21 protein-coding genes and 1 pseudogene are annotated in these 27,000 nt (G+C 68.3%); 9 read left to right on the forward strand and 13 right to left on the reverse strand.

The genetic code is table 11. The features are described 5' to 3' along the window. Window positions 1–26: 26 nt before the first annotated feature. Complete coding sequence (locus A8G15_RS18090) at window positions 27–5,504, reverse strand: ATP-binding protein (RefSeq protein ID WP_068162544.1); 5,478 nt, start codon at window positions 5,502–5,504, stop codon at window positions 27–29. Between the two features lie 738 nt (window positions 5,505–6,242). Here A8G15_RS18090 and A8G15_RS18095 point away from each other — a divergent pair. Together A8G15_RS18095 and A8G15_RS18100 are read left to right on the forward strand one after the other, a co-directional pair. Continuing rightward, window positions 6,243–7,421, forward strand: a complete 1,179-nt coding sequence (locus A8G15_RS18095) for a hypothetical protein (protein WP_068162641.1) — start codon at window positions 6,243–6,245, stop codon at window positions 7,419–7,421. Window positions 7,422–7,496: 75 nt separating this feature from the next. Next, window positions 7,497–7,964 carry a hypothetical protein gene (locus tag A8G15_RS18100; RefSeq protein WP_082899980.1) on the forward strand — a complete coding sequence of 156 codons (468 nt, stop codon included), beginning with the start codon at window positions 7,497–7,499 and terminating at the stop codon, window positions 7,962–7,964. A 12-nt stretch (window positions 7,965–7,976) separates the two neighbouring features. Here A8G15_RS18100 and A8G15_RS18105 read toward each other — a convergent pair whose 3' ends face one another. After that, entirely contained in the window at window positions 7,977–8,807 is an 831-nt protein-coding gene (locus A8G15_RS18105; RefSeq protein WP_068162547.1) for an oxygenase MpaB family protein, read from the reverse strand. Between the two features lie 164 nt (window positions 8,808–8,971). Here A8G15_RS18105 and A8G15_RS18110 point away from each other — a divergent pair, with 164 nt between their 5' ends. From A8G15_RS18110 to A8G15_RS18120, 3 genes are all read left to right on the forward strand, one after another. Then, entirely contained in the window at window positions 8,972–10,072 is a 1,101-nt protein-coding gene (locus tag A8G15_RS18110) for a zinc-binding dehydrogenase (RefSeq protein ID WP_068162552.1), read from the forward strand. Between the two features lie 76 nt (window positions 10,073–10,148). After that, window positions 10,149–11,006 carry a ParA family protein gene (locus A8G15_RS18115; RefSeq protein ID WP_068162556.1) on the forward strand — a complete coding sequence of 286 codons (858 nt, stop codon included), beginning with the start codon at window positions 10,149–10,151 and terminating at the stop codon, window positions 11,004–11,006. Further along, window positions 11,003–11,512, forward strand: coding sequence for a hypothetical protein (locus A8G15_RS18120; protein WP_068162560.1), 510 nt, complete (start codon window positions 11,003–11,005; stop codon window positions 11,510–11,512). Before A8G15_RS18115 ends, A8G15_RS18120 begins: the two co-directional genes overlap by 4 nt. Window positions 11,513–11,518: 6 nt before the next feature. Here A8G15_RS18120 and A8G15_RS18125 read toward each other — a convergent pair whose 3' ends face one another. Continuing rightward, window positions 11,519–11,938 (reverse strand): CoA-binding protein, encoded by a 420-nt coding sequence (locus A8G15_RS18125; RefSeq protein WP_068162562.1) that lies wholly within the window; start codon window positions 11,936–11,938, stop codon window positions 11,519–11,521. 8 nt (window positions 11,939–11,946) lie between these two features. Further along, window positions 11,947–12,735, reverse strand: coding sequence for a hypothetical protein (locus tag A8G15_RS18130; protein WP_068162565.1), 789 nt, complete (start codon window positions 12,733–12,735; stop codon window positions 11,947–11,949). 94 nt (window positions 12,736–12,829) lie between these two features. Here A8G15_RS18130 and A8G15_RS18135 point away from each other — a divergent pair. Beyond that, window positions 12,830–13,667 (forward strand): annotated as a pseudogene (locus A8G15_RS18135) (enoyl-CoA hydratase-related protein). On the opposite strand, the gene A8G15_RS18140 reads toward A8G15_RS18135, so the two are convergent. The 4 genes from A8G15_RS18140 to A8G15_RS18155 form a co-directional block, all read right to left on the reverse strand. Then, window positions 13,627–13,920 carry a cytochrome C oxidase subunit IV family protein gene (locus A8G15_RS18140; RefSeq protein ID WP_068162567.1) on the reverse strand — a complete coding sequence of 98 codons (294 nt, stop codon included), beginning with the start codon at window positions 13,918–13,920 and terminating at the stop codon, window positions 13,627–13,629. The pseudogene A8G15_RS18135 and the gene A8G15_RS18140 overlap by 41 nt on opposite strands. Before the next feature lie 3 nt (window positions 13,921–13,923). Continuing rightward, entirely contained in the window at window positions 13,924–14,442 is a 519-nt protein-coding gene (locus A8G15_RS18145) for a cytochrome c oxidase subunit 3 (protein ID WP_156665458.1), read from the reverse strand. 111 nt (window positions 14,443–14,553) lie between these two features. Continuing rightward, the gene (locus A8G15_RS18150) at window positions 14,554–15,300 is read right to left on the reverse strand and encodes a hypothetical protein (protein WP_068162575.1); all 747 of its coding nucleotides are present in this window, start codon (window positions 15,298–15,300) and stop codon (window positions 14,554–14,556) included. Next, window positions 15,297–16,037, reverse strand: a complete 741-nt coding sequence (locus A8G15_RS18155) for a hypothetical protein (protein ID WP_068162647.1) — start codon at window positions 16,035–16,037, stop codon at window positions 15,297–15,299. The genes A8G15_RS18150 and A8G15_RS18155 overlap by 4 nt, the downstream gene beginning before the upstream one ends. Window positions 16,038–16,225: 188 nt before the next feature. On the opposite strand from A8G15_RS18155, the gene A8G15_RS18160 reads away from it, so the two are divergent. The 3 genes from A8G15_RS18160 (at window position 16,226) to A8G15_RS18170 (ending at window position 19,875) form a co-directional block, all read left to right on the forward strand. Next, window positions 16,226–16,828 carry a TetR/AcrR family transcriptional regulator gene (locus A8G15_RS18160; RefSeq protein WP_068162649.1) on the forward strand — a complete coding sequence of 201 codons (603 nt, stop codon included), beginning with the start codon at window positions 16,226–16,228 and terminating at the stop codon, window positions 16,826–16,828. Between the two features lie 250 nt (window positions 16,829–17,078). Next, on the forward strand, window positions 17,079–18,971 hold the full coding sequence (locus tag A8G15_RS18165) for a TerD family protein (protein WP_082899991.1): 1,893 nt from the start codon (window positions 17,079–17,081) through the stop codon (window positions 18,969–18,971). A gap of 52 nt (window positions 18,972–19,023) precedes the next feature. Next, window positions 19,024–19,875, forward strand: a complete 852-nt coding sequence (locus A8G15_RS18170) for a sulfurtransferase (RefSeq protein ID WP_068162578.1) — start codon at window positions 19,024–19,026, stop codon at window positions 19,873–19,875. Window positions 19,876–20,032: 157 nt separating this feature from the next. Here the strand turns inward: A8G15_RS18170 and A8G15_RS18175 are convergent, their stop codons facing one another. The 5 genes from A8G15_RS18175 to A8G15_RS18195 form a co-directional block, all read right to left on the reverse strand. Then, entirely contained in the window at window positions 20,033–20,914 is an 882-nt protein-coding gene (locus tag A8G15_RS18175; RefSeq protein WP_068162580.1) for a YncE family protein, read from the reverse strand. A 193-nt stretch (window positions 20,915–21,107) separates the two neighbouring features. Further along, on the reverse strand, window positions 21,108–23,360 hold the full coding sequence (locus A8G15_RS18180; RefSeq protein WP_082899981.1) for a glycoside hydrolase family 3 C-terminal domain-containing protein: 2,253 nt from the start codon (window positions 23,358–23,360) through the stop codon (window positions 21,108–21,110). 94 nt (window positions 23,361–23,454) lie between these two features. Beyond that, entirely contained in the window at window positions 23,455–24,156 is a 702-nt protein-coding gene (locus A8G15_RS18185; RefSeq protein ID WP_156665451.1) for a hypothetical protein, read from the reverse strand. A 79-nt stretch (window positions 24,157–24,235) separates the two neighbouring features. After that, the gene (locus A8G15_RS18190; protein WP_068162587.1) at window positions 24,236–26,521 is read right to left on the reverse strand and encodes a TPR repeat domain-containing protein; all 2,286 of its coding nucleotides are present in this window, start codon (window positions 26,519–26,521) and stop codon (window positions 24,236–24,238) included. Continuing rightward, window positions 26,518–26,862: a hypothetical protein gene (locus A8G15_RS18195; protein ID WP_068162590.1), complete on the reverse strand. Its 345-nt coding sequence runs from the start codon at window positions 26,860–26,862 to the stop codon at window positions 26,518–26,520. Before A8G15_RS18195 ends, A8G15_RS18190 begins: the two co-directional genes overlap by 4 nt. Window positions 26,863–27,000: the final 138 nt, after the last annotated feature.

Here is a 27,000-nt window from a genome sequence, read left to right on the forward strand (position 1 = left end):
TGCGGGGCCCTTCGGCGGCTGCCGGGTTACGCGAGCGTCTTCGCGACCCCTCGTTCGACGGCGGCGATGATCTGCGGGCGCAGTTCGGCGGCCGGGACGATCCGGTGCACCGAGCCGACCTGCTGGGCGCGCTGGATGTTGTGGATCGCCTCGAACTCCGCGGCGACCTCGCCGAGCTTCTCGGACCGCACGGTGGTGCGCAGCGTCGCGAGTTCGACACCGAGCCGGGCCTTTTCGCCGTCCTCGGCGGCGGCGAGCTGCGCCTCGAGTTCGACGATCCGCGCGTCGCCGGCGGTGCGCTTGTTCACGTCGCGGGTGAACACGACGGCTGCGGCCGGGGCACCACCGAGCACGGATGCGAACGATCCTTCGACGGCGAGCACCTCCATGTTCTCGTTGAGCGCTCCGGAGAACACGACGAACGCGCCGCCGTGGTAGCGGGAGACCACGACGAAGACGATCGGGCCGTCGAAATTGACGATGGCGCGGCCGATTTCGGCACCGTACTCGAGCTGCAGGTTGCGCAGCGACTCGGGGGAGCCGTCGAAGCCGGACAGGTTCGCCAGCACCACCAGCGGCCGGTTGCCGCTGGCCGCGTTGATCGCGCGGGCCGTCTTCTTCGACGACCGCGGGAACAGTGTGCCGGAGGTCCACTGGTCCGGGCCGTCGGTGGGGAACCAGCCCTTGCGGGCGATCGCCCGGGACTCGATGCCGACGACCGTGACCGCGTGGCCGCCGAGGTGTGCGTCGAACACGACGGACGTGTCGGCGTCGGCCATGTCCGCCCAGCGTTCGAGCACCGCATGGTCCTGGTCGACGACCGAGCGCATCACCGTGCGGATGTCGAACGGCTTCTTGCGATCGGGGTTGGTCTCGGAGGAGAAGATGTCGCCGACGGTGGTGAAGTCGCTCGACGGATGCACGTGCGGGTAGACGCGCACGTCGCGGTCGATCGGGTCGTTCGACTCGGCCTTGCGCGGGAACCGTTCTCCCGGTGCGAGGTACGCGTGCTCGTAGTGACCGAAGAGGATCTCGACGGCGGCCGACAGGTTCGGCGCCCAGTACTGGGCCTGACCGTTCGGGCCCATGACGCGGTCGTAGCCACCGATGCCGAAGTTGTCCTCGGCCGACACACCACCGGAGTAGTCGAGCGACTGCTTGCCGGTGAGCACCATCGCGCTGTCCGGGGTCATCACGAGGATGCCCTTGGTGTGCATGAGCATCGTCGCCTCGGCGTTCCAGTACGGCTGCGCGCCGACGTTGATGCCGGTGACGATCACGTTGATCTCGCCGCCGTTCTGCGTGAACGTGATGATGCGGCGCAGTCCGCGCGACACCCAGTCCATGTTCTCGGTGCCGGAGTCCATCGAGATGGTGGCGCCGGACGACAGCGCGAACCATTCGACGGGGGCGCCGAGCTTCTCGGCCAGGTCGATCGCGGCGACCAGGCGGGAGCATTCGGCCTCGGCGACCGTGCCGAGCGCCTTGGTCGGGTCACCGAACAGCGCGACCCGGGTCATGCCCTCGGGGTACCGGGCGGTCTTGGTTGTGATGACGCCGACGATCAGGCCCGCGGTGTTGCGTCCGTACGGACGATCCACCGGCACCAGCACGCCGGAGGCGTCGAGGTCGTATTCGACGAAGCTGCCGTCGGTCGTGGTGAGCAGCGGGATCAGCTCGTACGGATACACGGTGCCGCGTGCACGGGAGCGCTGCACCTTCTGGGTGTACTCGTCGAGCGGCTGCAGCGGCTCCTTCGGCGGCTCGGTCACCCGCGCGACGACACCGGCACCGGAACGGTACGAGAACCGCAGCGCGACTTCGCGTGCCGGAGATTCCGGGTTGTCGCGCAGCCAGCCGATGACCGTGATCTCCTCGAGGCCGGCGCCGACGGTGAGCGGTGCCGCGCCCTGCCCGACGCGCTTGAGCTCGTCGAGGGTCAGGTCGACGACCGGCCACACGAACAGCACCACGCGGTTCGAGTCGAGACGGCGGTTGCCGCGGGCGGCCTGCGCCCGGCGCATCCCGTCGAGGCAGCTGGCGAGGGCCCGCTCGAACGCGGGCAGCGCCACGATCGTGCCGGTCTCGTCACGCTGCGGGGCGATGTCGCGGACCTCGGCGAGCGCGACGAACCGCTCGTCGGACGGATTCTCGTTGGCGACAAGGTGATACAGGTACGTGTCGGGGTTCGCGGGCAGGCGCGTGCCGACGAAGTTCTTGAGCCGCCACAGATCCAGCCGCTGCCCGGTGAGCGGGTGGATGTCGCGGATGTTGTCCTCCTCCGCGTATCCGGAGGGGAACGGGCGGAACGTGAAGACGTGTTCCTCGGCGTTGTCGGTGTGGCACACCGTGACCGTGACGCGGCGGGCCGTGGCCGTCACCGGACGCGCGAGCAGTTCGGTGCGCAGCGCTTCGGCCTGTGCGTCGGCGTCGGCGGGAGCGTCGTCCCACGCCACGTACAGATCGACGACCAGGTTCTCGGTGCTCGGCAGCGGCTTCGCGGCGGCGTCGACGGCGTCGAGCATCGCCGGCAGTTCGGCGTGCCGGGACTCCCCGGAGATCAGGTACAGACGGGTGCCGCGCAGATCGAAGTTGCCGGTGACGAACTGGCGTCCGTCGGCCGTGTACGACTGCACGTCCTCGAGGGTGCGGATCTTGTACGCGCGGCGGGTGATGACCTCGAGCAGCGGTCCCGGCACCGATTCGGGGCGGGTGATCTGCTGTGCGAGCAGGTCGATCAGCGGCTCCGGGGTCGCGACGAGCGTGTCGATGCGCTGCGCGTAGTCGTCGGCCTGCGGATTGTCGGCGAGGTAGGCGAGGCTGCCGCGCACCCCGTCGTACACCTGCTCGCGAGCCTTGCGGATCACCGGCTCCTCGAAGAACCGGAACCGCAGGTTGCGGGCGGTGTCACCGATGAGCGGGTAGCGGACCTGGGTCGCGACGATCAGGCGGTCGAGGACCTCGTTGAGTTCGTGTGACAGACGCGGGGTTTCGACGTTCGCGAGCCAACGCTCGAGCAGTGCCGAGACCACCGGCACGGCCGTCTCGATGCGCTGCTGCGCAAGGAACAGCCGGTAGACGGCGTCCTCGAGTTCGGGAGTGCGGTCGAGGGAGTCGACGTCGTAGTGCCGCAGTGCGCGGGACAGCCGGGTGCGGAAGCTGTCCGGCAGGCCGCCGACCTCGACGTCGAGGGACTGGAGGTAGCCGTGGAAGTACTCGCGGGGGCTGTGCACCCGGTCGTCGCCGGACTCCTCGTCCTGCGTGGGCCGGTTGCGCGACAGCTCACACACGTCGGCGAACGTGGTGAGCAGCGACAGTTCGGCGCGGACCAGATCGCACTGCTTCCCGGCTTCGGTGCGCAGCCGGTCGTATTCGCTGAGCAGCGTCGCGGTGCGCTTGGCGGACACGTCGTAGCCGGTGATCAGCGCCTCGAGGGTGTCGATGCGCGCGAGGGCGTCGGAGCCGGCGTCGCCGGTGACGGCGGGCGCGGGCTCCGGGAACCGGACGCGTTCGACGACCGCGGTGACGGTCTCCTCGGCGACCTGGTCGACGCGCAGCAGCGGGGCGCCCGCGTCGACCTGCGAGTTCACGACCGCGAGCACTTCGCGGACCTTGCCGGCGAACGGCGCGCGGACGGCGGTTTCCATCTTCATGGATTCGAGGACGACGAGGGTCTGACCGGCCTCGACCTCGTCGCCGACGGCGACGGGCACCGCGACGACGACGGCGGGCGCGGGCGTGCGCACGACGCCGGCCTCGTCCTGGCTGATCTGGTGACTGACCCCGTCGACCTCGACGAGGAAGTGGGCGGGTCCGGCGATGGAGACGACGTGATGGCGACGTCCCGCGACCGTCACCCGCGATTCGTAGTCGCCGAGCCGGTCGACATCGACATCCTGTTCGCCGCTGCCGGTTTCGACGCGGTAGCGGTGCGGGCCGACCTGCCCGACGAACAGTTCGTAGGCCTGGCCCTGGTAGCTCAGTTCGATCTTGCGGCCGACGGTGTGACCGGCGCGGGGGCGGCCGCCGCGCGCGGAGGTGAGGAAGGCGGCGCGTTCGCGGGCTTCGTCGGCGTCGTACACGTCGATGGCGGTGGCGATCAGAGCGACGTCGGCGACGCGGCTGGGGCCGGTGGCGGTGCCGGCGCCGGTGCGGTCGAGCCAGCCGGTGTCGGCGGTGGCGTCGACGACCTCGGAGCGGTCGAGCAGTTCGAGCAGGAAGGATTTGGTGGTGGTGCCGCCGTCGAGCACGACGGTGGTTTCGCGCAGTGCGGTGCGCAGGCGGGCCAGGGCCTCGTCTCGGTCGCGGCCCCACGCGATGATCTTGGCGACCATCGAGTCGTAGTCGGGCGGGATGACGTCGCCCTGGGCGATGCCGGTGTCGACGCGCAGCCCGGAGCCGAGCGGGAACTTCAGCAGCTGCACGGTGCCGGGGGCGGGAGCGAAGCCGTTGTCGGCGTCCTCGGCGTTGAGCCGGGCCTCGACGGCGTGGCCGAACTCGGGCGGGCAGTCGCCGGGCAGGGCCTCACCGGACGCGACGAGGATCTGCAGCTTGACCAGGTCGATGCCGGTGGTGGCCTCGGTGATGGGGTGCTCGACCTGGAGGCGGGTGTTGACCTCGAGGAACGTGAAGATCTTCAGGTCGGGCTGGTACAGGTACTCGACGGTGCCGGCGCCGCTGTAACCGGCGGCGCGCACCAGATCCGCCGAGACGCTGCGCAGGTGATCGGACTGCTCCTTGGTGAGCAGCGGCGACGCGGATTCCTCGATGACCTTCTGGTTCTTGCGCTGGATCGAGCAGTCGCGCACGCCGGGTGCCCACACGTTGCCGTGGTTGTCGGCGATGACCTGCACCTCGACGTGGCGGGCGTCGGTGACGAGACGCTCGATGAACACGACGGGGTCGCCGAAGGAACGCTCCGCCTCACCCTGGGTGCGTTCGAGAGCGAGCTCGAGTTCGTCCTCCGCGTACACCTTGCGGATGCCGCGGCCGCCGCCGCCGGAGCGGGCCTTGATGATGAGCGGGTAGCCGATGGCCTGGGCGTGCCGGCGGGCGTCGGCGCGGTTCTCGACGGGGCCGCCGGACCACGGGGCGACGGGCACGCCGACCTTCTCGGCGAGGAGCTTGGCCTCGACCTTGTCGCCGAGCAGTCGCATGGCGTCGGCGGACGGTCCGATGAAGGTGATGCCGAGCTTGGCGCACAGTTCCGCGAAGGCGGGATCCTCGGCGACGAAGCCCCAGCCCACCCATACGGCGTCGGCCTTCGCTTCGATGAGGGCACGCTCGAGTTCGGCGTGGTCGAGGTAGGAGGTCGCGGCCGTGGTGGACGGCCGGAGGGTGACGCCTTCGTCGGCCTGGCGGACGAACATGGCCCGCCGTTCGGCGTCGGTGTGCAGCGCGATCGTCTTGATGTCGTAGTTGTGCTCGGAGTTGAGCTCCCGGACTGCGCGGATGAGACGGACGGCCGCCTCACCCCTGTTCACCACTGCGATCCGCTTGAACATACTCGTTGCCACCGTTCTCCAAGGTTGTGCGCGCGATGCGACGCTCGTCGAAACTCCGCCCCAATGAGGAAGACAAATTAACCGATCAGAAAACCAACGTCACGACTTGATAACGCGGACGCGTGCATGTATCGGTCTGCTCCTCACGGTGGGCACAGGCAGGTCATGGGGCCCGACGGCCGGGCTGGACCCGGTCCGGCGGACGGCACTGCGGCAGGTTTCCCGCCACTTCCGGTCATCGTCGTCGATGACCGGACCCCGCACGGGTGATCCTTCCGAGTAACAGCATGAAGGAAACATGAGGGTTTGTCACGTTTTGGATCCCGGTGTCGCCGGGTTCGGGTGTTCGGATGCGCATGTTTCGGGAAAGTGTTGCCCTGGTGCGGAATTGGATATCGGCGGGGATGCCGGCGGGGGTGGAGTGGCGACTGTCACATGCGTACTCTCGGGTAACACCGGCCGGTAACGTTGCGGTCTGCATGGTTTGCGCCCGCTACTCGTCGGTATCTCCGCGCGATCCCGGTTGACGTCGACAAAGCGCCGAATTTGTACAGTAACTCCCTGTGAGCCGCTCGAAAATCCGAAGATATTGTGACCCATCTCACCGAATTGTTCCTGTGGTTCCGGCATTTCACGAACACGAACACCGGGGTGCGCGCCGGCTCACACGCCGACCCGCGCCGCCGTGCGGCGGATTCTGGAACAGTGGAAGGGTCCGGACACCACGAGGAGGCCCTGATGTCCGACGAGCAGACCTTCGAATCGCCCGGCCTGCGCCGTGAGCGGATCGACCGCCAGGTGCGCCACTGGTGCGAGAACCGCCGCATCGACGGCCGGCACGCGCCGTTGAGCGACGCCGCGGCCCTGTGCCTGGCCGCCGGGCACCTCGACGAGGAAACCCGCGAGATCCTCGCCGCACGACGCCGCGCCGGCCGGCCCCTGCCCACGCTCGACGGCTTCGGCGAGCTGCGCCGCCTCGCCGACGAACACGCCCGCACAGCGGCGCGCGCAGCGGACCTGCGTCCGGGCGCGGCCCGGCTCGTGTTCGAGTACCGCGCACTCGAACTGGACAAGCGCCTGCGGGCCGCGCACCGTGCGTTCGTGCATTCTCCGGCGCACTACGCGCAAGGGGTGCGGGCGATGCGCCGCGACCGCCGTGACGGCGTGCACCTCGATCCGGCGCAACGAGATGCGTTGTTCGCCGCCCTGCAGCGCACACCCGTCCCACTCGCGGTACCGGTCACCTCGCAGGCGCGCGGCGCGGTGCTCGGCGTCGCCGGCGAGCGGGTCGCACGCTGGTCCGAGGGCACCCCCGCCGCAGCGGCCGGCCGTCGTGCCGCCGAGGCGCTGACCCGCCGCGTTCCCGAGGACGATGACCGTTTCGCCGACCGGTACGACACGCTGCTGTACCTCGCGGGAATGCTCTACGACCGCATCGAGACATCGGCGGCGTGGAACTCCGAACACCTCGTCGTCCAACGCGCGCAACTGGATCTGGCCGACGAGCTCACCCAGATCGCCGTCGACACCGTCGCGTTGCGCGGTCTGCTCGCGGAACTCGCCGACGCCGCGCGCGCCGCACCGGCGGCCCGCCCCGGTCTGGAGGCGAGAGCGACAGTGCTGGAGGCGGTGTGGGATCAGCTCGTCGACCGCGTCGCGGCGCTCGCGCGGATCGGTGATCTGCTCACCACGGCCGAGGAGCAGTTGCGCCTGACCCGGGTGGCCGAACGTACCGCAAGTCTCGACGAGCGCATCGACCGCCTCATCGGTCGCTCCGGTGCTCGCGAATTGTCTGCGGAGAACACGCATTTCGTTGGTGATCAGTTCGATGCTGCGGCCGGGTCGATCCGTACCCTGCAGCTCGCCCTGCACGGCGACATCGCCGAATTGACCACGCGGGACCGGCCCTCGGTCTGACCCGCGTGGACTCCTCCCCGGCCGGGTGATAGCTTTCACGCCGTCCTTGGTGGGGGAGTGACAGGAGTTGTCCGAGTGGCGTCGTGCTGGGCACGGAAGATCTGGATTCTGGGACTGGCTGCCGCGGTGGTGGCAACGGGCGCAGCGTGTGGCGGGCCGAGCACCGTCGAGATCGTCGAGGACCTCGTCCTCGAAACCGCCTTCGAAACGGTTCTGGTCAACGGGGAGACGCGCACCCTCGGCGACATCGCCGACACCGCGAGCATCGGCGGAGGGTGGGACCGCATGTATTACTTCCGGGTTCCGCTGCTGATGAGCGAAGTGAACCGCAGCATCGGCACCGCGAGCACCATCTGGAAGAACCTGCCCACCACGGGAGCCGACGGTGTCATCATCTTCCTGTCCGGCAACACCGTCGTCCGTGCGGTCGTCGACCACGCGCCGAGCCTGGATCTGCACGGCTACGCGACCGCGGAGTCGGCCGTGACCGCGAATCCCGGTGGGGTGCGCGGCACGATCGCCGTCGAGGCCAAGGGCCGATAGCGCCCGCCCCGTTCAGAAGACGCGCAGACCCAGCCGGCGGCGGGTGCGCATGTCGACGAGGTAGGTCTTCCACAGCAGTGGCCACACGCGTCCGGTCACGCGGTGGAGGCGGCGGACCGCCCGGAGGTACCGGTCGAATCGCCGCTGGTCGTCTGCCGTCCACGGGTAGTGCATCACGTCGCGGAATTCGGGTGGCAGCGCGCCGCGCGTGACCAGCTCGAACGGTGTTCCGAGCGAGCGGTGGATCGCGCGACCCACCCGGCCCAGACGCACTTCGAGGAACGCGAGATTGCACAGGGCGGTGAGGTATTCGCGTACCTCGTCGGTCATCGAGATCTCCGCGACCCCGGCCTTCCAGAGCTCCTCGTAGTCGGCGCGGGTGGTCGGCCAGGCCTCGCGGCGCACGTTCAACGTGGTCGCGAGGGTGGCGCCGTCGAGCAGGATCCGGTGGTATTCGTGCTCGTCGAGGGGTCCGTAGAGGAACTCGTGCTGGTCGATGAAGTACTTGAGCAGGCACAGCGCCACCCACCGCTGCAGGGCCGGGGAGTTCGCGCTGTAGCGCACGGCGGCGTCGGGTTCGGAGGCGACGCGGGCGTGGATCCTCCGCACGGACTCGCGCACGAAGGCGCGGTCGTCGTCGGTGCCGAACACGGCGACGGCGAGGTAGGTGCCGGTCGTGCGGGCGCGTTTGACCGGGTGCAGGTCGGCGCGGCCGGAGTCGACCTTGCTGTCCACCACGCCCTGCCCGACGCCGGGGTTCGCGAGCTGCATGATCACGTTGGCGGCGTTGATCGAGCCGCGGAGCGGCGAGACGAGGTCTCCGAGTGTGTCGATCGTGCGCATACGCCCCCTCCATCTGATTACGAGTGTGCTCAGTTGATCTCCACTGTAGTACCACCGCCGAGCGAAGGGAATCGCCCGGACTCCGGGCGCTCCTGCCACCGCGACCACCGAAGCCGTACTAGCGTGGGCGTGACCCGACGACACCGTACGGAAGGTGACAGGCCGTGAAAGCTGCTGTGTTCGAAGGAAACGCACCGACCCTCGTCGTCGAGGACATCCCACGGCCGAACCCGCGTCGCGGCGAGGTCCTGGTGAAGGTCTCCGCATGCGGGGTGTGCCACACCGATCTGCACGTCCTGCGGTCGGAGGTCGCGTTCCCGGTGCCCGCGGTTCTCGGGCACGAGGTGTCCGGCACCGTCGCCGAACTCGGTGACGACGTCGAGGGACTGGAGGTCGGCGACCCGGTCGTGTGCAGCTTCATCATGCCCTGCGGAGTGTGCCGTCACTGCGTGCGCGGCGCGGAGGACCTGTGCGAGAAGTTCTTCGCCTACAACAGGCTCGGCGGCACACTCTACGACGGTGAGACCCGGCTCTCCCGTGCCGACGGAACACCCCTGGCCATGTACTCGATGGGCGGGCTCGCCGAATACTGTGTCGTCCCGGCCACCGACGTGTTCCGCGTGCCCGAGGGGGTCGGGCTCGGCGAGGTGTCGATCCTCGGGTGCAGCTCGTTCACCGCCTACGGTGCGGTCGCGAACGTCGCGCAGATCGTCGTCGGCGATCGGGTCGCGGTGATCGCGGCCGGGGGCGTCGGCTCCAGCATCGTCCAGTTCGCGAAAGCCGCGGGCGCGACGCAGATCATCGCCGTCGACGTCGGCGACGACAAGCTCACCGCCGTCGCGGCCCTCGGCGCGACCCACACCGTGAACTCCTCGGTCACCGATCCCGTGGAGGCCATCCGGGAGATCACCGGCGGCACCGGCGTCCGTGTCGCCTTCGAAGCGCTCGGTCGGGCCGACACGTTCGCGACCGCCCTGAACGTACTCGACGACGGCGGCCGCGCGGTCGTGGTGGGTATCGCCCCTGCCGGATCGACCGGCGAGATCGACCTGGCCCGGCTGGTGCGCCGCAAGCTCGAGATCCGCGGCTCGTACGGAGCCCGGGCCCGCACCGACATGCCCGCGTTGCTCGCGATGGTCGCCGCCGGGACCGTCCGGCCGGAGAGCGTCATCACCCGGCGCTACACGATCGACGACGTGGACGAGGCGTACCGGGCGCTCGGCCGCGGAGAGATCGTGGGCCGCGCCATCGTCGAGTTCCCCTGACCTGCCCTCTGGTGAGAATCCGACCCCGCCGTATAGTTTCGCGCGCAACGAGAAGGATGTGCGGAGGGAGCGGGCCGTGGCGCGGGTCATCGCGACGATCAACCTGAAGGGCGGTGTCGGGAAGACCACGACGACCGCGGCACTGGCGGAGTTCATGGCCGCCGATTTCGGGCAGCGGGTGCTGCTGATCGACCTCGATCCGCAGACCAATCTCACCACCATGATGGTCGGCGAGGAACGCTGGCAGGAACTCAACGAACTCGGCTGGACTCTCGCCACGTTGTTCGACAAGGCCGTCAACCCGTCGGCGCCGGGCTTCGACCTCGGGAAGGCGGTGCAGCGCAACGTCTCCTCGGTCAGGTCGGTCAGGGGCGTGGACCTGCTCGCGTCGTCCCTCGACCTGATGGATGTCCAGGAAGGGCTGAGCCACCGGCAGTTCGCCGACCCGCTCTCGACGCGGCCGGTCGAGGTCCTGCGCGATGCGATCGCCCCGATCGCCGGACAGTACGACTACATCCTCGTCGACTGTCCGCCCAATCTCGGCATGCTCACCCTCAACGGTCTGCGCCTCGCCGACGGATACATCATCCCCACGATCCCGGACATCCTGTCCACCTACGGGATTCCGCAACTGCAGTCGCGGGTGGCGAAGTTCGGCGAACGCGTCGGCCATCCCATCCGGGAGATCGGGCTCGTGATCACCAAGTACCGCAGCGCGTCGAATCTGCACCGCAGCACCATCGAGCGGTTGCAGCGCGACGAGCGCATCGCCAACGTGGTGCCCGCGTGGATTCCCGAAGCAACACAGATCGCGCAGTCCGCCGAGTTCGTGCCGTACGGCACCCTCAAACGCAAGTACGGCACGAGCGGCCAGTACGACGCGCTGCGCATGCTCACCGAAGACGTCCTCATGAATGCGCAGGTACTGCTGTGACCGACATCGACCGCACCGAAGCCCAGCTGCGGCTGCACATCGGCGAGGCGGGCGCGGCCCTGCTGCGCCTGAGCGAGAGCGCACCGTCGGCCGCGACCGCGCTGGTCGCGCTCGTTCAGGCCGTCGCCGACGAGGCGGCCCGCACACCGCGGTTCGCGAAGGCGCTCACCGCGGCCATCGCCGCGTCAGGAGACCTGGTGGCCCCGACCCCACCGGCCCCGGCTCGAGCGGTGGCGGCGAAGCCGGCGGAGAAGAAGGCCGCCGCACGGCGCGGCAAGCGGTCGCCGGGCCCGTTCGACCCGTTCGCCGTGTACCGCGCCGACGGCGAGGACGGGCTGCGGGCCCGGCTGGCGCCCCTGGACCTCGAACAGCTCAAGGACATCGTCGCCGAGCACAACATGGACTACGACCGGCTGGCCATGCGATGGCGGACGGCATCGAAGCTGCACGATCGCATCGTCGAACGCGTCAAGGCTGCGTGGACGAAGGGCGACGCGTTCCGCTGAGCGTGGTCACCTCGCGCCGCGCCGGCGCCACTCGATCGCCGGGCAGGTGTCCATGACCATCGGGACACCCGCGGCGACCGTCCTGTCGAAAGCGGCCTCGTCGACGACCCCGAGCTGGAACCACACGGCCTTCGCCCCGACCTCGACGGCCTGGTCCGCGAACTCGCCCGCCGAGTCCGAACGCCGGAACACGTCCACGACGTCGATCGGGAAGGGCACGTCGGCGAGGGTTGCATAACCCTGCTCCCCGAGCACCGTCTGCGCCGACGGGTGGATCGGCACGATGCGTTTGCCCCGCGACTGCAGCAGCTCCGCGATCTCGTATGCGGTGCGGGTCGGATCACCGGACAACCCGACGACCGCCCACGTCTTGCAGTCGTCGAGCATGAAGTCGACGGCACCGGGGTCCTGCCACGAAGTACTCATACGCAGAACTACCCGGAAACGAAGCCCTGTATTCCCACGGTGCACAGCGGTGGCACCGACGGTGTGCACAGCGGTGTGATCGCGCGGGGAGCGGCCGGCTCGTCGGCGAATGCTGCGGCCACATCGGCCGAAAGCTGCCCGGCCGACCCGTAGGTCGAGGCGGCCACCACGAAATCCGATCCGAAGGAGGCGGAGGCGTGCGCGGAACTGTGATCGTCCGTCCAGCCCCACTTGGTGCCGATCACCCCCGGCAGCAGTGACGTGCCGAAGTTCTGCGGGTAGCCGTCCGCCGAGAGTTCGTGGGCCGACGCCATCGCCGCGAGCACCGGTGATCCGGGATCCGTGCGGATCTTCGTCTCCAGGTAGGTGACCATGTCGTAGGTCGACGTCGTCGCGGTGCCCCAGTATCCGGAGCCGTAGGTGTCGACGAGGCCGAACTCGGAGATCGTCGCCTCGATCGCGCCGGGGTACTTCGAGGACAACCGGTCCGCGATCACGTCGTCCGATGCTCTGATCATCTCGACCGCGGCGCCCCGATCCTCCGGATCGCCGTGCCGGACGACGTGCTCGGCGAGATAGAGCTTGACGATCGACATCGCCGTGCGGGATTCGTGTTCGTTCGCCGTTCCGGTCCGGCCGCCGGGCAGGGAGACGAACGAGATCTGGGTGCGCGCGGGCGCGCTGACGGACCCGTCGGGGCCGGGAATCGGTGTCGGGGCGGCCCACGCCGGCCCCGGCCCCAGCACGATCGCCATCAGCGCGGCAGCGGCCGCGAAAATCCTCGCTGTCCTGCGCATATGCCCGAACTCTAGTCCTTCGGCGGGCCGGATGTGGCCGTACGGGTGAACCCTGCGACAGGCCCGGCTCCGTGCGGCTCGTACCCCTGAAAGGATGTGCGCCGTGTCCGAGACCGCCACCGAGGAATCCGTTGTCGTCGAGCGTGACGGCGCCGTCGCGATCGTGCGGTTGAACCGACCCACTCGGCTCAACGCGTTCACCACCGAGATGTGCCACCGGCTCCTCGGAGTCTCCGACGAGCTCGACGCGGACGACGACGTGCGCGCGATCGTGCTGACGGGCACCGGCCGGGCGTTCTGTGCGGGCGCGGACCTCGGGGCGGGTGGCGACACGTTCGTTCTCGACGACGATCCCTCACCGGCGTCACCATGACCCTGCCGGCCGACATCCGGATCTCCTCGGACACCGCGAAATTCGGATTCGTGTTCACGCGTCGGGGATTGGTGCCGGAAGCCTGCTCGACGTGGTTCCTGCCGCGCGTTGTGGGGATCGCCACCGCGGTCGAATGGACCGTCGGCGGGAAGATGGTGCCCGCGGACGAGGCGCTCGCGCGCGGCCTGTACGCGAGATCGTTCCCGCCGGCCGGGTCCTCGACCGTGCGCTCGGGGTCGCCCGCGAACTCGTCTCCGGGACCGCACCGGTCTCGGTCGCGCTGACCCGGCAACTGATGTGGCGGATGCTCGGCGCATCCTCGCCCGAGGTCGCGCACCGCGCCGAATCCCTTGGCATCTACGTCCGCGGAACCTCCGACGATGTGCGCGAAGGCGTCGAAGCGTTCCTCGAGAAGCGCGAACCGCTGTTCCCGAACCGGGTCTCGGACGGGCTGCCGGACTTGTTCGGTCAAGTCGCCGGGATCCGTCGACGGGCGGGATCCAGTCGCGGGCCAGTGCTCAGATCAGGTAGATCACCACCACCGCCCCGATCAGGGTGACGAGCCAGCCGTCGGTCGCCCACTGCAACCAGTGTGGAGCGCCGCGAACCTCCATGAAGTTCCGGATGATCAGGCGGCACTTGACCGCGGCGAGCGCGAGCACCAGCACGGTGACGGTCACGCTCGCGCCGACCGTGCTCGACGAGTGTCCGGGCGCCAGCCACCACGAGGTGATCGTGATGGCCGTCAGCACGAGCCACGTGACGGTGATCGTGCGGGTCGAGGTGCCGGGTCGGGTGGTCGTGGTGGACATCGCTCACCTCATCACGTAGAGCAGGGCGAAGATGACCACCCAGAGAAGGTCCACCATGTGCCAGTAGACAGCTCCGGATTCGGCCATCGACACTCTGCGCCGGGCAGGATTGCGCAGTTCGCGCACGACGACCCCGAGGACGATGAGGCCGATCAGCACGTGCAGCAGGTGGACGCCGGTGATCACGTAGTAGAACGAGTAGAACAACTCGGAGTTGGTCTGCCCGCCGGTGATCTTCGTGTACCACTCGTAGAGTTTCAGCGCCGCGAACAGCACGCCGCACGCGCCCGCGGCGTACACCAGCCGGATCGCATGCCCGTGCCGGCCCTGCCGGACGGCGGGTACGCTGAGCGCGACGAACCATGAACTGGTCAGCAGCACAACGGTATTGATCACAGCGATGTCGACGTTCAGGTGCTGTTGTGCTTCGAGGAATGCTTCCGGTGTCATCGACCGGTAGATCATGAAGATGACGAAGTAGCCTCCGAAGATGACCATGTCGCCGAGCACCATGATCCACATGTCGCGATCTCCCGGCAGGTGACGGGGGGATGCGGCGGCGGGGGCGGTGGTCGTCGGCGCGGTCTGCACGGGGATGTGGGTCGAGCTCGAACGGTCCATGATGTGACCCCCTCAGTCCGGTCCGGGCGAGTCGGCGGGTTCGCGTGCGGTCGCCTGTTTCAGCAGGATCATCAGCGCGCCGAGCCACACACAGAACACGACGACGGCCAGCCAGAAGGCGATCGAGCCGTTCCACGCGAACGGTCCCGCCCGGAAGACGAACATCTGGGTCGCGATCACCTCGGTGACGATCTGCCAGATACTGACGTAGGCAAGCCATTTCGGGAAGATTCCGTTGCGGTCGTAGAGTATCGCGACCGCGAGGACCAGGTAGGCGGCGGAGAAGCAGCCGAGGGAACCGTTGTACGACAGCATGCCCAGGTCGTAGAGGAGGCCGATGAGCTCCGGGTCGCGGTCGGGACGGAACGTCGCGGTGAGGAAGCACGCGGCGACGAGCAGGAAACCGGGCAGGGCCCCGACCGCCATTCCGCCGATGTAGCCGTAGGCGAACACGGAGCCGACCGACATGCGTTTCATGTGGTAGCCGATCAGGCCGTTGGTGATGGCGGCGCCGCCGAGCAGGACCAGCAGCAGGCAGAACCCGATCTGGATCGTGGTGTGGTGCTGGGCGAAGAACTCGACCTTCTGTGCGGTCGACACGTCCGGCCGCGGCGGCGGCGTCACCCGCGTCAGCAGGCAGATGATCACGCCGAACGCGGCGTAGAAGCCGGGGAAGATCCAGTACACGAACCGGACGTCGGGTTTGCCGCCGCGCCCCGGTTCCGCGGTGACGTCGCGTTCCGGGATCAGGGTGCTCATCGGACGACGCCCTCGTCGAGGGCCTGACGCAGCACCGTCCGGCGCAGGACGAAGAACATCACGACCGTGAACAGCGCGAACGCGCCGTTGCGCAACCAGAACGAGAGCAGGCCGTCCCAGGCGAGCGGACCCGTCTGCGCGACTGCGGCGCCCGCGGCGGGGATCATCGCCACCGCCGTGGCCAGCGAGTAGTGCCCGACCCATCGGGGGAACACCGCGTCGGGGCCGTTGTCGAAGTGGACCGCGGCCGCCAGCAGCAGGAACTGGCCGACCACCATGCCGACGGGGGCGATGAACACGATCCATGCGAGGTCGTTGAGGAGCAGCACCAGCTCCGGGTCGCGTTCCGGGCGGAACGCGGCGACGAGGAAGAAGATGTTCGACAGCGCGAAGATCGTTGCGCCGCTGACGATCGCGGTGAGGTAGCAGTACGCGAACACATGACTTTGTCGCATGCGTTTCATCTGGACGACGATCACCATGAAGAACGGGAGGATCATGATCCCGCACAGGTTGAACGTGACCATGCTGAACCGGATCCATGCGGTGTTCTCGCTGTAGAACGAGGCGACCTCTCCGGCGGGCAGCGTCGGGGACATCGGCGGCCGGAAGCCGGGGAATGCCAGGCCGGCGACCAGCAACACGACCGCGGCCGCGGGACCGGTCCACAGGCTGACCCACTGGGCCTTGATGTTGCCCGCGGTAGGGGAGTCCTGGGCTTGTTCGAGTATCTGCACCACAACCTCCAAGAGACTGACTTCAGTCGATTCGTCCGCGAGCGGGCCGAGGGGCTTCGGGTGAACGCTAGCGGTCTGCAGCCGTCAGCGGAAGAACTTTTCTGAGTTGAGTCAGTTTTGTGGACGCTGTCGTAGACTCGCCGCAGGTTCGAAACGATCAGCCCGACACGGGCGGAAACGGGTTGTGGATGACGGCGAGTAAACCGCAGACGCGCGGATCGAAGGGACTCCAGACACGGGAACGGCTGCTCGGCGCCGCGATCGCCGAATTCAAGCGCGACGGGATGGCCGCGGCCGACACCGGAGCGATCGTCGCCGCCGCGGGCGTCGCACACGGCACGTTCTTCTTCCACTTCCCGACGAAGGAACACGTCCTGCTCGAGCTCGAGAAGCGCGAGGAGGAACGCATGGCCGCCGAGCTCGAGCGGTTCTTCGTGACCGAGCACAGCGTCCGCGACACCCTGGCCGAAGCCGTCCGCATCCTGAAGGCACTCGAGCGGCGCCTCGGCAACAAGTTGTTCAAAGATTTTCTGGCCCTGCATTTCTCCACGAAGCGTCCGCCCGCCGAGGAGTGGCCGCACCACCCGGTGATCGTGGCGTTCGTCGACGAATTCCGGCGCGCGCAGGAACGCGGTGAGATCCCCGCCGAGGTCGACACCTTCCACAACGCGGTCTCGTTCCTCGTCGGTCTCTACGCCCTGCTCATCTCGATGCCCGACTCGGACGACATCCGGACGCCGTTCGTCGACCAGTACCTCGTCACCTACATGTACGGGCTCAGGGCCGCGTAGGACCCCGCGTTCATCGCGCCGGGCGGTCAGCGAGCCGACGGATCGAGGCCGTAGGTGCGGATCGCCCGGTACAACGTGGTGCGGCTGATTCCGAGCTCGATCGACGCGATCACCACCCATCCGGGCTCGGCGAGATGACGGCGCAGCCCGGCTCGAGCCAGGCGCGACCCGAGCTGCGTACCACCCCCGGTGTCACTTCCCCCGACCGGATTCGGGGGTGGCGGCGATCGTGTCGGAAGGCCGGGTCAGAATGTCCCATGCGCCGGGGTGCAGCCCGGCCGGGGACGACGAGCCGGAGGCCACCGTGATCGATACTCGGACGACGACACTGCCGCGCGAGCACCGTTGGGTCGTCGTCGACGTGGAGACATCGGGGCTGCGTCCCAACGCCCACCGCGTGCTCAGTGTCGCCGCGCTGGTGCTGGGCGAGGACGGCACCGTCGAGCGCGAGTTCTCCACCCTCGTGAACCCGGACTGCGACCCCGGTCCCGTCCACGTGCACAACCTGACCCGCGAACGGCTCGCCGGCGCACCGCGATTCGAGGACATCTCCCGCGACCTCGCCGACATTCTCGACGGCGGCACCCTCGTCGCCCACAACGCCACGTTCGACTACGGCTTCCTCGACGCAGAGTTCCGCCGCACAGGAACATCGATGCCCGCACAGCAAAGGCTGTGCACGATGGCGCTGTCGCGGCGACTCGAACTCGATGTCCCCAACTTCCGGCTCGCCACCCTCGCACAGCACTGGCGGGTGCAGCAGCTACAGGAACACGACGCCTACGACGACGCGCGGGTGCTGTCCGAGGTGTTCGTACACAGCGCCGCGCTCGCGGACAGCCTGCAACTGCCGCTGCCCGTCGTGAACTGCCGCGGCCGCAAGTCCGTCCACCCGGATCCGGTGCCGCGCGTCGCGTGCGACTGGCAGAACCCGGGACGGCTCACCGACAGCGGTCTCGTGCAGGGTATGAAGATCGTCGTCAGCGGGTCGACGACCACCCCGCGCCTGACGCTCGCCTCCCGGCTGACCGACGCCGGCCTCGACGTGATGAACCAGGTCAGCCGCCAGACGAGTGTGCTGGTGTGCAACGACCCGTTCGTGCAGACCGGCAAGGTCCGCAAGGCCATGGCCCTCGACATCCCGATCATCGACGAACCGCAGCTCGAACGGCTGCTCGCCGGTGTGCGGCCAGGCGTGCCGAAGGTGGCGGCCGTCATCGATGTGGTGCCGCAGCCCGGAACACCGCTGGAGACCCCGATTGTCCTGGAACAGCCCGCACCGATCGTTCCGCCACAGACATGGGCACTGGCCGGGCAGAAGCCGAAACTGTGGTCCGGGCGGCGGGTGCTGCTGCTCGGGGGCAGCCACCTCGACGGGGTGCTGATGCGCTCGCGTATCACACAGCTCGGCGCGCGGCCCGCGCTCAACTTCACCGCCGCAGTCACCGATGTGCTCGTCCTCGACGGCGGCCACGACGACAAGCGCATGCCGCGCGTGACGGCTCGGCAATTGCCGGTCCTGACCCGAGACGACGTCGACGCCGCTCTCGACCGGGGCGTCGTGCCGCCGCACATGCGCCTCGAAGCGCAACTGTCCGCCCCCGTGCTGTCGCGCGGCGAAGTCATCGACCTGCCCTCGAAGAACACCTCGTGGGCGGTGAACGTCGCGTGGAAGGCCGAGGCCGGTGGTAGCGACGATGGCGACCAACTCGACGTCGACATCGTCGCCTTTCTGCTCGGGGACGACGGCAAGGTCGACACCGACGACGATTTCGTGTTCTACAACAACCCGCTCGTCGACGACGGAGTCGTCGAACTGACCGTCGACGGACCCAGCGAACAATGCGTGCGACTCGACCTCGCCGGTCTGCCCGAGGACTGCCGGCGCATCGCGATCGCGGCAGCCATCGACGGCGATCGCACGTTCGGCGACCTCGGTGCCGTGTCGGTGAGCGTCGACGGCGACGACGTCACCGCCGCGACGTTCGTTCTCGACGCAGGCACGACCGAACGCACCATGGTGCTCACCGAGATCTATCGCCGAGACGGCAAGTGGCGGGTGCGGGCGGTCGGGCAGGGTTACGACGACGACCTCGCCGCCCTGGTCGCCCGGTACGGCGTCGAGGTCGACGAAGACGACTGACACGGAGGAGGATCGACGCCGAGACACGATCCCTTCGACCGGCAGGACACCCATGACCCTCGTCTCCGCGGCAGCACTGACAGACCTCCTCGCGTCCGGCACACCCGTCCGGGTCCTCGACGTCCGGTGGTCGCTGACCGAACCCGACGGCCGCGCCGCGCACGAGGCCGGGCACATTCCCGGCGCCGTCTACGTCGATCTCGAAACGGACCTCAGCGACCACGGTGCGACCGGGCGCGGCCGGCATCCGCTGCCGTCCGCCGACGCCCTCGAAGCGGCGTTGCGGCGGTGGGGCGTCGACGACGGCGACACCGTCGTCGTCTACGACGACTGGAACCGTGCCGGATCGGCGCGCGCCTGGTGGCTGCTGCGCGCTGCCGGTCTCGACGACGTCCGGATCCTCGACGGGGGATGGGCGGCATGGCGTGCCGACGACCGTCCGGTCACTGCGGAACCGGAAGATCCGCGGGTCGGGTCGATCACTCTCGCGCGCAGGAACTTCGACGCAGGAGCGCTCGCAACTCTCACCGTCGCCGACGCGGCGGGCCTCGCACGCGACGGGGTGCTCCTCGACGCCCGTGCGCCCGAACGGTTCCGCGGCGACGTCGAACCGATCGACCCGGTCGCCGGGCACATCCCGGGAGCGGTGAACCTGCCGTCCACGGCACTGCTCGGGGAGGACGGCCGCTTCGCGCCCGCCGAGGACCTGCGTGCCGTGTTCGCGGCGCACGGCGTCGACGGTGACCGCAGCGCCGGCACCTACTGCGGCTCCGGTGTCACCGCGGCCGTGGTCGTCGCGGCCGCCGAGGTCGCCGGTCTCGATCTCGCGTTGTTCCCCGGATCGTGGTCCCAGTGGTCGTCGGATCCGGCCAACCCGGTCGAAACCGGGCCCGCGACCGACTGAACGGTCGCCTCGCCGCCGCCCGCCACCGGGTGATGGTTCCCATCGCCCGGTCAGGCCGAAAATTGGTTCCCATCACCGTGAGCCACCACCGAACCTCGGCGATCCCGGGATCTACGACGGGCGAAACCTCGATCACGTCCGGGCGCGTCGTCGGATGTCAGCGGCACGCCGGCGCGGGCTCGATCATCGAGATGCTGCGGGACGGACCGTCGGACGTGTAGACGATGTGCGTTTCCGGGTCGACGACGGGGCTGCGCGGAGCATCACCGACCCGATGGGTGCGCACCAGTTCCATTGATTCCAGGTCGACTTCGGACACGGTGCCGGCGCTGAAGTTCGTGATGTACAGCGTCTGCCGGGCCGGATCGATCGCCGAGTCACCGCCGCCCTCGAATTCGACGGGGTGCGGCCCGGTGACGGTGTCGGTCACGGGGTCGATGACCGAGATCGTCTCGTCGTACCGATTCACGACGTAGATCGTCGGACCGGCGGGGTCGAGGACGAGATCGGGGGATCGCCCGACGGTGATATCGGTGATCACACCGCCGGTGGCGATATCGATGACGGCGACTTTCCCTCCGGCCCAGTCGAGTTCACCGCCGATCGGAATCGGCACGTACAGTCGTCCTGCGATCACGGCGAAACCCCGGGAGACCTCCGGGTACTCGTTCTCGATCCGGAAGCGCGAGGTGACGACCCTGCGAACGGTGTCGATGACCGTGAATTCGTCCCCGGTCATCACATACAGTTCGTTCGCCGACGGATCGGCTCGGACGGCCCACGGTTCCTTCTCCACCGGGATCGTGGCCGTCACCGCCCGCGTCCGGGTGTCGACGACCGAGACGGTCTTCAGCGCGTAGTTGGCGACGTAGAGCTCGTGGTGGTCCGGTGCGATCGTCACGGCGGTCGCGTCCTCGACGCCGGGAATCGTCGCTGAAACACCGCCGCGGGCCGGATCGACGACGTCGATCGTGCTGTCGCCGCCGATACCGGCCCTCGTCACCACGTAGATCGTGTGGGTCGCGGGGTCTATCGCCATCGAGCCGGGTCTTCGATCGTGCAGCGAAATGGTCGGCTCCGACGATATTTCCCCACCTGTCACCGGTACTTCCTCCGCCCGTCATCGTATGAACGCCGGCCCCCCAGCCAGTGCTACCCGAACCAACCACATTGTGTGGTCGTGCACAGTCGGTCGAACGACCCACACGACTCGCACCCTACGGTGATCGCCTTCAACTGTCAGCGTTCGCGGCGTCGATCAGTTGCCGAAGCTTCTCGCGATCGAAGCTGTCGCCGAGGAACCCGACCATCCGGCTCAGTGGCATCGACGCGGCCATCTTCAGCACGCTCGGATCCAGCGCCGGAGCCTCGCCGTCCCCGGTGAGCGATGCGAACGCCTCCATCACCAGGCCGGCGGCCACCGGGTCCGCCAGGACCTCACCGATCGACGAATCCAGCGACAACGGAATCCGCACCTCGTCGCCGGTCACCTCGACCGTGGAGGTGGCGCGGATGTCACGGCTCGACGCCCCGATCTCGACCGTGTAGGTGCCGCCCTCGACGACCCAGGCGTCGATGCGGGTGTCCCAGTAGCCGAGGTCGGCGCGACGCACCGGGATCCGCACCTCCCGGGACTCACCGGCCGCCAGGTGCACCTTCGCGAAGCCCTTCAGCTCGCGGGGCGCCCGCGCCACCGCGGAACCGGGAAGACCGACATAGACCTGCACGACCTCTGCGCCGGCCCGGTCACCCGTATTGGTGACGGTGACTGTCACGGTCATCCCGTCGTCGCCGAACACCGTGGCGTCGCTGTACTCGAAGGTGGTGTAGGACAAGCCGAATCCGAACGGGTACGACACGTCGAGCTGCCGGGCGTCGTACCACCGGTAGCCGACGTGCAGGCCCTCGCCGTAGCGGACACGGCCGTGCTCGCCGGGGAAGTTTCCGTGCGCGGCGGTGTCCTCGATGCGCAGCGGGATGGTCTCCGCCAGTCGCGCCGACGGATTGACCACCCCGTAGAGCACGTCGGCGAGACCGCCGCCGCCCGCCTGCCCGAGCAGCCAGCCTTCCACGATCGCAGGCACCCGGTTCGCGAAACCGGACAGCCGGACCACGCCGCCGTTGGACAGCACGACGACGGTGTCCGGGTTCGCCCTGACCACCGCGTCGAGCAACTCCACCTGTGAGGCAGGCAGTTCCAGGTCGTCGCGGTCGAAACCTTCCGACTCCAGCTCGGCGGGCACTCCGAGGAACAACAACACCGTGTCCGCTGCCGAGGCCACCGCGGTCGCCTCGGCGGTCAGATCGGGTGACGCGGAGCCGTCGGACCCGTAACCCGGAGCGAACGGCACGTCGGTGGCCGCGAGTGTCCGGATCTCGTCGAGGGCGTTGTCCAGTCGCGTCGGGTTGATCCGCGACGACCCGGCGCCCTGGTAGCGCGGCGTGCGCGCGAGTTCGCCGATCACCGCGACGTTCGTATCGGCGGACAGGGGGAGTACGCCACCTTCGTTGCGCAGCAGCACGACCGACGCCGCAGCGGCCTCCCGCGCCAGCGCGTGGTGTGCGTCCGCGTCGTAGGTGGCGTCCGGCTGCGCGCCGGTGACGGCCTTGCGTACCAGTTCGACGACCCGCCCGGCCGCAGTGTCGAGCACCGACTCGTCGAGGGTGCCTGCGCGTACCGCGGCGACGATCTCGGCGTCGGTGCGGCCGCCGGTCGACGGCATCTCCAGATCCAGACCCGCCGTCAGCGCAGCGACCCGATCGGCGACCGCGCCCCAGTCGCTGACGACGACACCGTCGAATCCCCACTCGTCGCGCAGCACCTCGGTGAGCAGCCACCGGTTCTCCGACGCGTACACGCCGTTGATGCGGTTGTAGGAGCACATCACCGTCCACGGCTGCGCCTCCTCGACGACCCGCTGGAAGCCGCGCAGGTAGATCTCCCGCAGTGGTCGCGGATCGACGTCCGCCGAGACCCGCATCCGGTCGGTCTCCTGATTGTTCGCCGCGTAGTGCTTGAGCGACGCCCCCACACCCTGCGACTGCAGTCCGCGCACCAACGCGGCCCCGAGCGCCCCGGACAACACAGGATCTTCCGACAGGTACTCGAAGTTGCGTCCGCACAACGGGGTTCGCTTGATGTTGATACCCGGTCCGAGGAGGACCCCGACCTGCTCGGCACGGGCCTCGGTACCCAGCGCAACCCCGACCCGCTCCAGCAGCTCGGGATCGAACGTGCCCCCCAACGCCACCGCGGGCGGGAAGCAGGTCGCGGGCACCGCGTCGCCGAGACCCAGATGGTCGCCGCCACCGGTCTGCTTGCGGACCCCGTGCGGGCCGTCCGTCAACATGATCGACGGGATCCCGGCACGCTCGACCGGCTCGGTGAACCAGAAGTTCAGACCACTCGTCATTGACGCCTTCTCCTCCGGCGTGAGGTCGGCGACGATGTCGGCGGTCGGACGGTCGATCCATGTCTCGGTCATGTTGCTCCTCGCGTCCGGCAATTCCCCGTACGGTAACGCCGGTCGAGTCCGAAACGACAGAGCGAAATGCCGTCGGCGCATCGTGACGATGCCGTCACTGCGGTTGCGCGGGTCCGATCCATTCGGGGTATTGCTGTGCGACGGGGAGGCCTGGGGTGACCGTACCTGCCGGTATATGGACGTAACCGTCCACCGTGGTGGAGCCGGGATAGCGTTGGAGCCACCAGTCGGTGCATGCCGGTGCCGCTGTGTTCCGGTCTCGTCCACCGGTGCGGAGCTGGGTGATGCGCCAGCTGTCGAAGACGTTCCAGTCGGGGACGCGCCGTGCCCGGGGATCGGATGTTTCCGGGGAAGTGTCCGGGATGCCGGGAAGTCCGGGGGTGTCGCCGGTGTTGCGCAGGCTCACCACCCATGAGAAGCCGACCCACGATTGTTCCGATCTGGTGACCGATGTGGTTTTGTCCTCGTCGTCGCATACTTCCGCGGTGATTTCGGTGGGGGTCTCGGTGAGATCGGCGATGTGGTAGCGAGTGGTCCACGGGCCGGCGCCTCCGTTTCCGGAACCGTTCGGGACGAGGTCGGTCCAGATTTCCGAGCCGTCGATGCGGCGGCGGTCGCCGAACGACTCGAGGTAGCCGGGGAATGTGGTGCCGATCGAGTAGAGGGCGGCGTACTGACCGGCTTCGAGCGACGCGCGGACGAGTTCCGCGCCGCGGCCGAACAGGTCGATACCGGGTTCCGCGGACCACACCTGTGAGTAGGGGACGTTTTGATCCGGTGTCGGTCGGGTCGTCATCGGAACAGTAGTGTCGGAGGCTTGAGTGCAAGCGCTGGTGAGCATGCACAGTGTTACAGCAAGGATCGCTGTTCGACGTCTAGCCATCGTTGAGTACCACCGTGTCGTATCCATCCTTGATTGCAGTGCCGTGTCCGTTCTCGGGATCTCCCAACTTGTTGAACATCTCGCGAACGACCCATTCCAGTCTTCTTTCATCGCCGTTGATGCCGTCAGTCCTCAGCAGCTCGTCGTACGGTAGAAGTTTTCCGTTGCTGTCGACGTAATCGGCGTATTTCGACCCTGCCGCGAATGGGATCTCGTCGGCGGCGGCAAGCGAAAGATAGTAGTGGTCCTCGAAGTTGGGTGCGCTGAGTTCGGCTTGTTGTTCGGGCTCCGGTTCCTTGCCGATGTACATCTCCTTGAGCGGATCACCGCCCGCTGCGATTGCTGTCGAGACGATCTCGCCGATCGGGGTTTTCCCGAGCGCGTACGATCCGATTTCCTTCACCGCGTCGTAGGCGGCGGACTTCCGGTCGTAGATTTCCTTCTGTTGCTCGGCCTGATCGTGGAATCGGTCCTGGGTGGCCAGCATCAGACCGCGGTCGCTCAACCCGAGGAGGCGTCCGGCAGTCGTCAGATTTCCGGTCGTTCCGGGCGAGTACGGGTCCTGTCCGTACCGTGTCTCGGCTGCCGCAGTCTCGGCGTAGGCACGAGCGAGGAAGTGCCGTCCGGCCTCCTCGTCGGTGTTCAGTGCCGCGAAGACGTTCGCGGAGCCGCGGAAGCTGTTGTTGTCCTTCGGGTCCGCCCAGCCGGAGCTGTCGAAGCCGGGGAGGTTCTCCGGATGTGCGCCGGCAAGGGCGGGGATGTACGGGCTCATCGAATGGGAAACCGACCGAACGAGGTCCGCATTGACTTGCCCGATCGATTCCCCGTCGGTCCCCGGGATGCTCGACAACAGTTTCCACGACGACTCTTCGCTCATGGCGCGAGCCACCGCCGACATGATCGCGCCACTTCGGCCGGCATCCGCGACGTCGACAGGGTCGGCGGGGTCGCCGACCGTGCTTTCGGTTTCGTCGAACGCGAACAATGCGGACACTGCTTTCCCGTCGTCGGGCCACTGGTGAACCAGCACGTCGCGAACGAAGTCCCCGCCGTGCCCCGGATCGGTGACGACCTGTTCGACAGCGGCACGATCATCGGCGACCGCGGCGAAGATCGGTTCGGTGAGCGTGAGGTCGTCGGATCCGGAGCCGTCGGCGGTGAAGATCCGGAACTGCGCATCGGGATTCTGCAGATGCGCCACCTGGGCGTCGAGATACTGCCGGCCGACATCGAGGAGCCCGCGATCCAACGCCGACCCGTTGCGGTAGTCGGCATCGCCGGCCGCGACAATTCCGGCGATCGCCTGATTGTCCGCGACCCCGTTCAACTCGGTGCTCGCGAAGAAGCGATCCCCGGTGAACACGGTGTCCCTGACGACGAGGTCGTCGCGTGTCAGCGACTCGCGGATGCCGTCGGGAAGGAGGTCGAGGCTGCCGTGCGTGGGCACTTCGGGATCACCGCCGGTCGCGACCGTCACGGTGTCTGTGGAGATGAGCTGCAGGGTGTTGGACAGAGCGGTTCGCGCGTCCGGGGGAAGACTCGACACCAGGCGATCGATCTCCTCCGGACCGCGACCGTCGAGTGATCTGCTGATCGTGTTCAGGTACTCCATCTGCGACGCCGGGATCGCGACCGTCGCCCCGCTCTGCAGGCCGGCGAGTTGTTCGGGTGTCAACGCGCCGGCTTCGACGAGCCGCCGTACCGCTTCCGGACTCAACGTGCCCTCGGCCAGAGCGGCCGCGTCGCGCCGCCCCTGATCGGATCCGAGCGCGGCGGCCGCCGTGAACACGATCCGCAGGTCCTCGCGCGCCGCGTTCAGGTTCTGTTCGAGGTCGCGGTCGGCGGTTTCCGCTGCCCGGGCTGCGATGAGCAGATCCTCCTGCAGTGCGACCCGGATCGGTTCGCGGTCCGGGTCTTCTGCGGGATCGAGCACCGCGAGTCCGTCCGTGACCACGAAGCACTGCTCCTGTGCAGATGCGATGAGATCGCGGGCACGCCGCAACGGTCCGTCGATCGCGTAGAAGCCCTGACGCATAGTGCCTGCCAGCGCTTCGACTCGATCCGCGAGACCGATCGCGGTCTTGTGGTCGTCGGAAGCACGGTCCTGCACGGCCTCTGCCGTGGTGCCCTCCCAGTACTGGCCTTCGACCTTCACGACCGACTCCACGTACTTCCCGAACAGGCCCTCGACCGACGACGCCAACGTGCACCACGCGTCGGCGAGCGCGGTCAGCGCGCCGGGGTTCCACTCGTCGATCTGCTGCTTGGTCGGGCTCACGCGCCGGTCTCCGTGGTCCAGTCGCCCGTCGACGACAGATACGCCGCGGCCAATTCGGCGACGGCGTCGTCCTCCCGGTTGCGATACGCCTCGATGGACGACCTCATGACGTTCGAGGTTTCCTCGAACCGTTCGGTGACCGCGGGAACGAGTGCCGCGTCCAAGAGGTCGGTGGAAATGCTCGACGCGGCCAGCACCGACGGCATGATGCCGCCGGGCCCGGCGGCATGCGGCCCGGCCGCCGGTCCGACGGTCAGTGCCGCGGCGTCCTTGGCGAGAGCCCCCAACTCGCCGGCCAATACTTCCAGTCGTTCCAGATCGACCTTCAAAATGTCGCGCATCGTGCCCCCCCTGCTCAACGCCGGGGAGGACAGTAGCATTCGGGCAAAGCGGGAGTCGGCTCGACGATCTGGTCTCGGGTTGTCCGTGTCGGCGGCAGGTCGACCGGCGTGCGGCGGGACCGGACACGGACGTGTCGG

Source organism: Rhodococcus phenolicus, from assembly GCF_001646785.1.
GTDB lineage: Bacteria > Actinomycetota > Actinomycetes > Mycobacteriales > Mycobacteriaceae > Rhodococcus > Rhodococcus phenolicus.

Coding starts and splice junctions, on each gene's coding strand:
- A8G15_RS18095 (WP_068162641.1), top strand. CDS start 6,243: ATGTCCGACGAGCAGACCTTCGAATCGCCCGGCCTGCGCCGTGAGCGG.
- A8G15_RS18195 (WP_068162590.1), bottom strand. CDS start 26,862: ATGCGCGACATTTTGAAGGTCGATCTGGAACGACTGGAAGTATTGGCC.
- A8G15_RS18160 (WP_068162649.1), top strand. CDS start 16,226: ATGACGGCGAGTAAACCGCAGACGCGCGGATCGAAGGGACTCCAGACA.
- A8G15_RS18180 (WP_082899981.1), bottom strand. CDS start 23,360: ATGACCGAGACATGGATCGACCGTCCGACCGCCGACATCGTCGCCGAC.
- A8G15_RS18185 (WP_156665451.1), bottom strand. CDS start 24,156: ATGACGACCCGACCGACACCGGATCAAAACGTCCCCTACTCACAGGTG.
- A8G15_RS18105 (WP_068162547.1), bottom strand. CDS start 8,807: ATGCGCACGATCGACACACTCGGAGACCTCGTCTCGCCGCTCCGCGGC.
- A8G15_RS18140 (WP_068162567.1), bottom strand. CDS start 13,920: ATGTCCACCACGACCACCCGACCCGGCACCTCGACCCGCACGATCACC.
- A8G15_RS18130 (WP_068162565.1), bottom strand. CDS start 12,735: ATGCGCAGGACAGCGAGGATTTTCGCGGCCGCTGCCGCGCTGATGGCG.
- A8G15_RS18090 (WP_068162544.1), bottom strand. CDS start 5,504: ATGTTCAAGCGGATCGCAGTGGTGAACAGGGGTGAGGCGGCCGTCCGT.
- A8G15_RS18175 (WP_068162580.1), bottom strand. CDS start 20,914: ATGGCGATAGACCCCGCGACCCACACGATCTACGTGGTGACGAGGGCC.
- A8G15_RS18150 (WP_068162575.1), bottom strand. CDS start 15,300: ATGAGCACCCTGATCCCGGAACGCGACGTCACCGCGGAACCGGGGCGC.
- A8G15_RS18145 (WP_156665458.1), bottom strand. CDS start 14,442: ATGTGGATCATGGTGCTCGGCGACATGGTCATCTTCGGAGGCTACTTC.
- A8G15_RS18125 (WP_068162562.1), bottom strand. CDS start 11,938: ATGAGTACTTCGTGGCAGGACCCCGGTGCCGTCGACTTCATGCTCGAC.
- A8G15_RS18165 (WP_082899991.1), top strand. CDS start 17,079: ATGTCCCATGCGCCGGGGTGCAGCCCGGCCGGGGACGACGAGCCGGAG.
- A8G15_RS18170 (WP_068162578.1), top strand. CDS start 19,024: ATGACCCTCGTCTCCGCGGCAGCACTGACAGACCTCCTCGCGTCCGGC.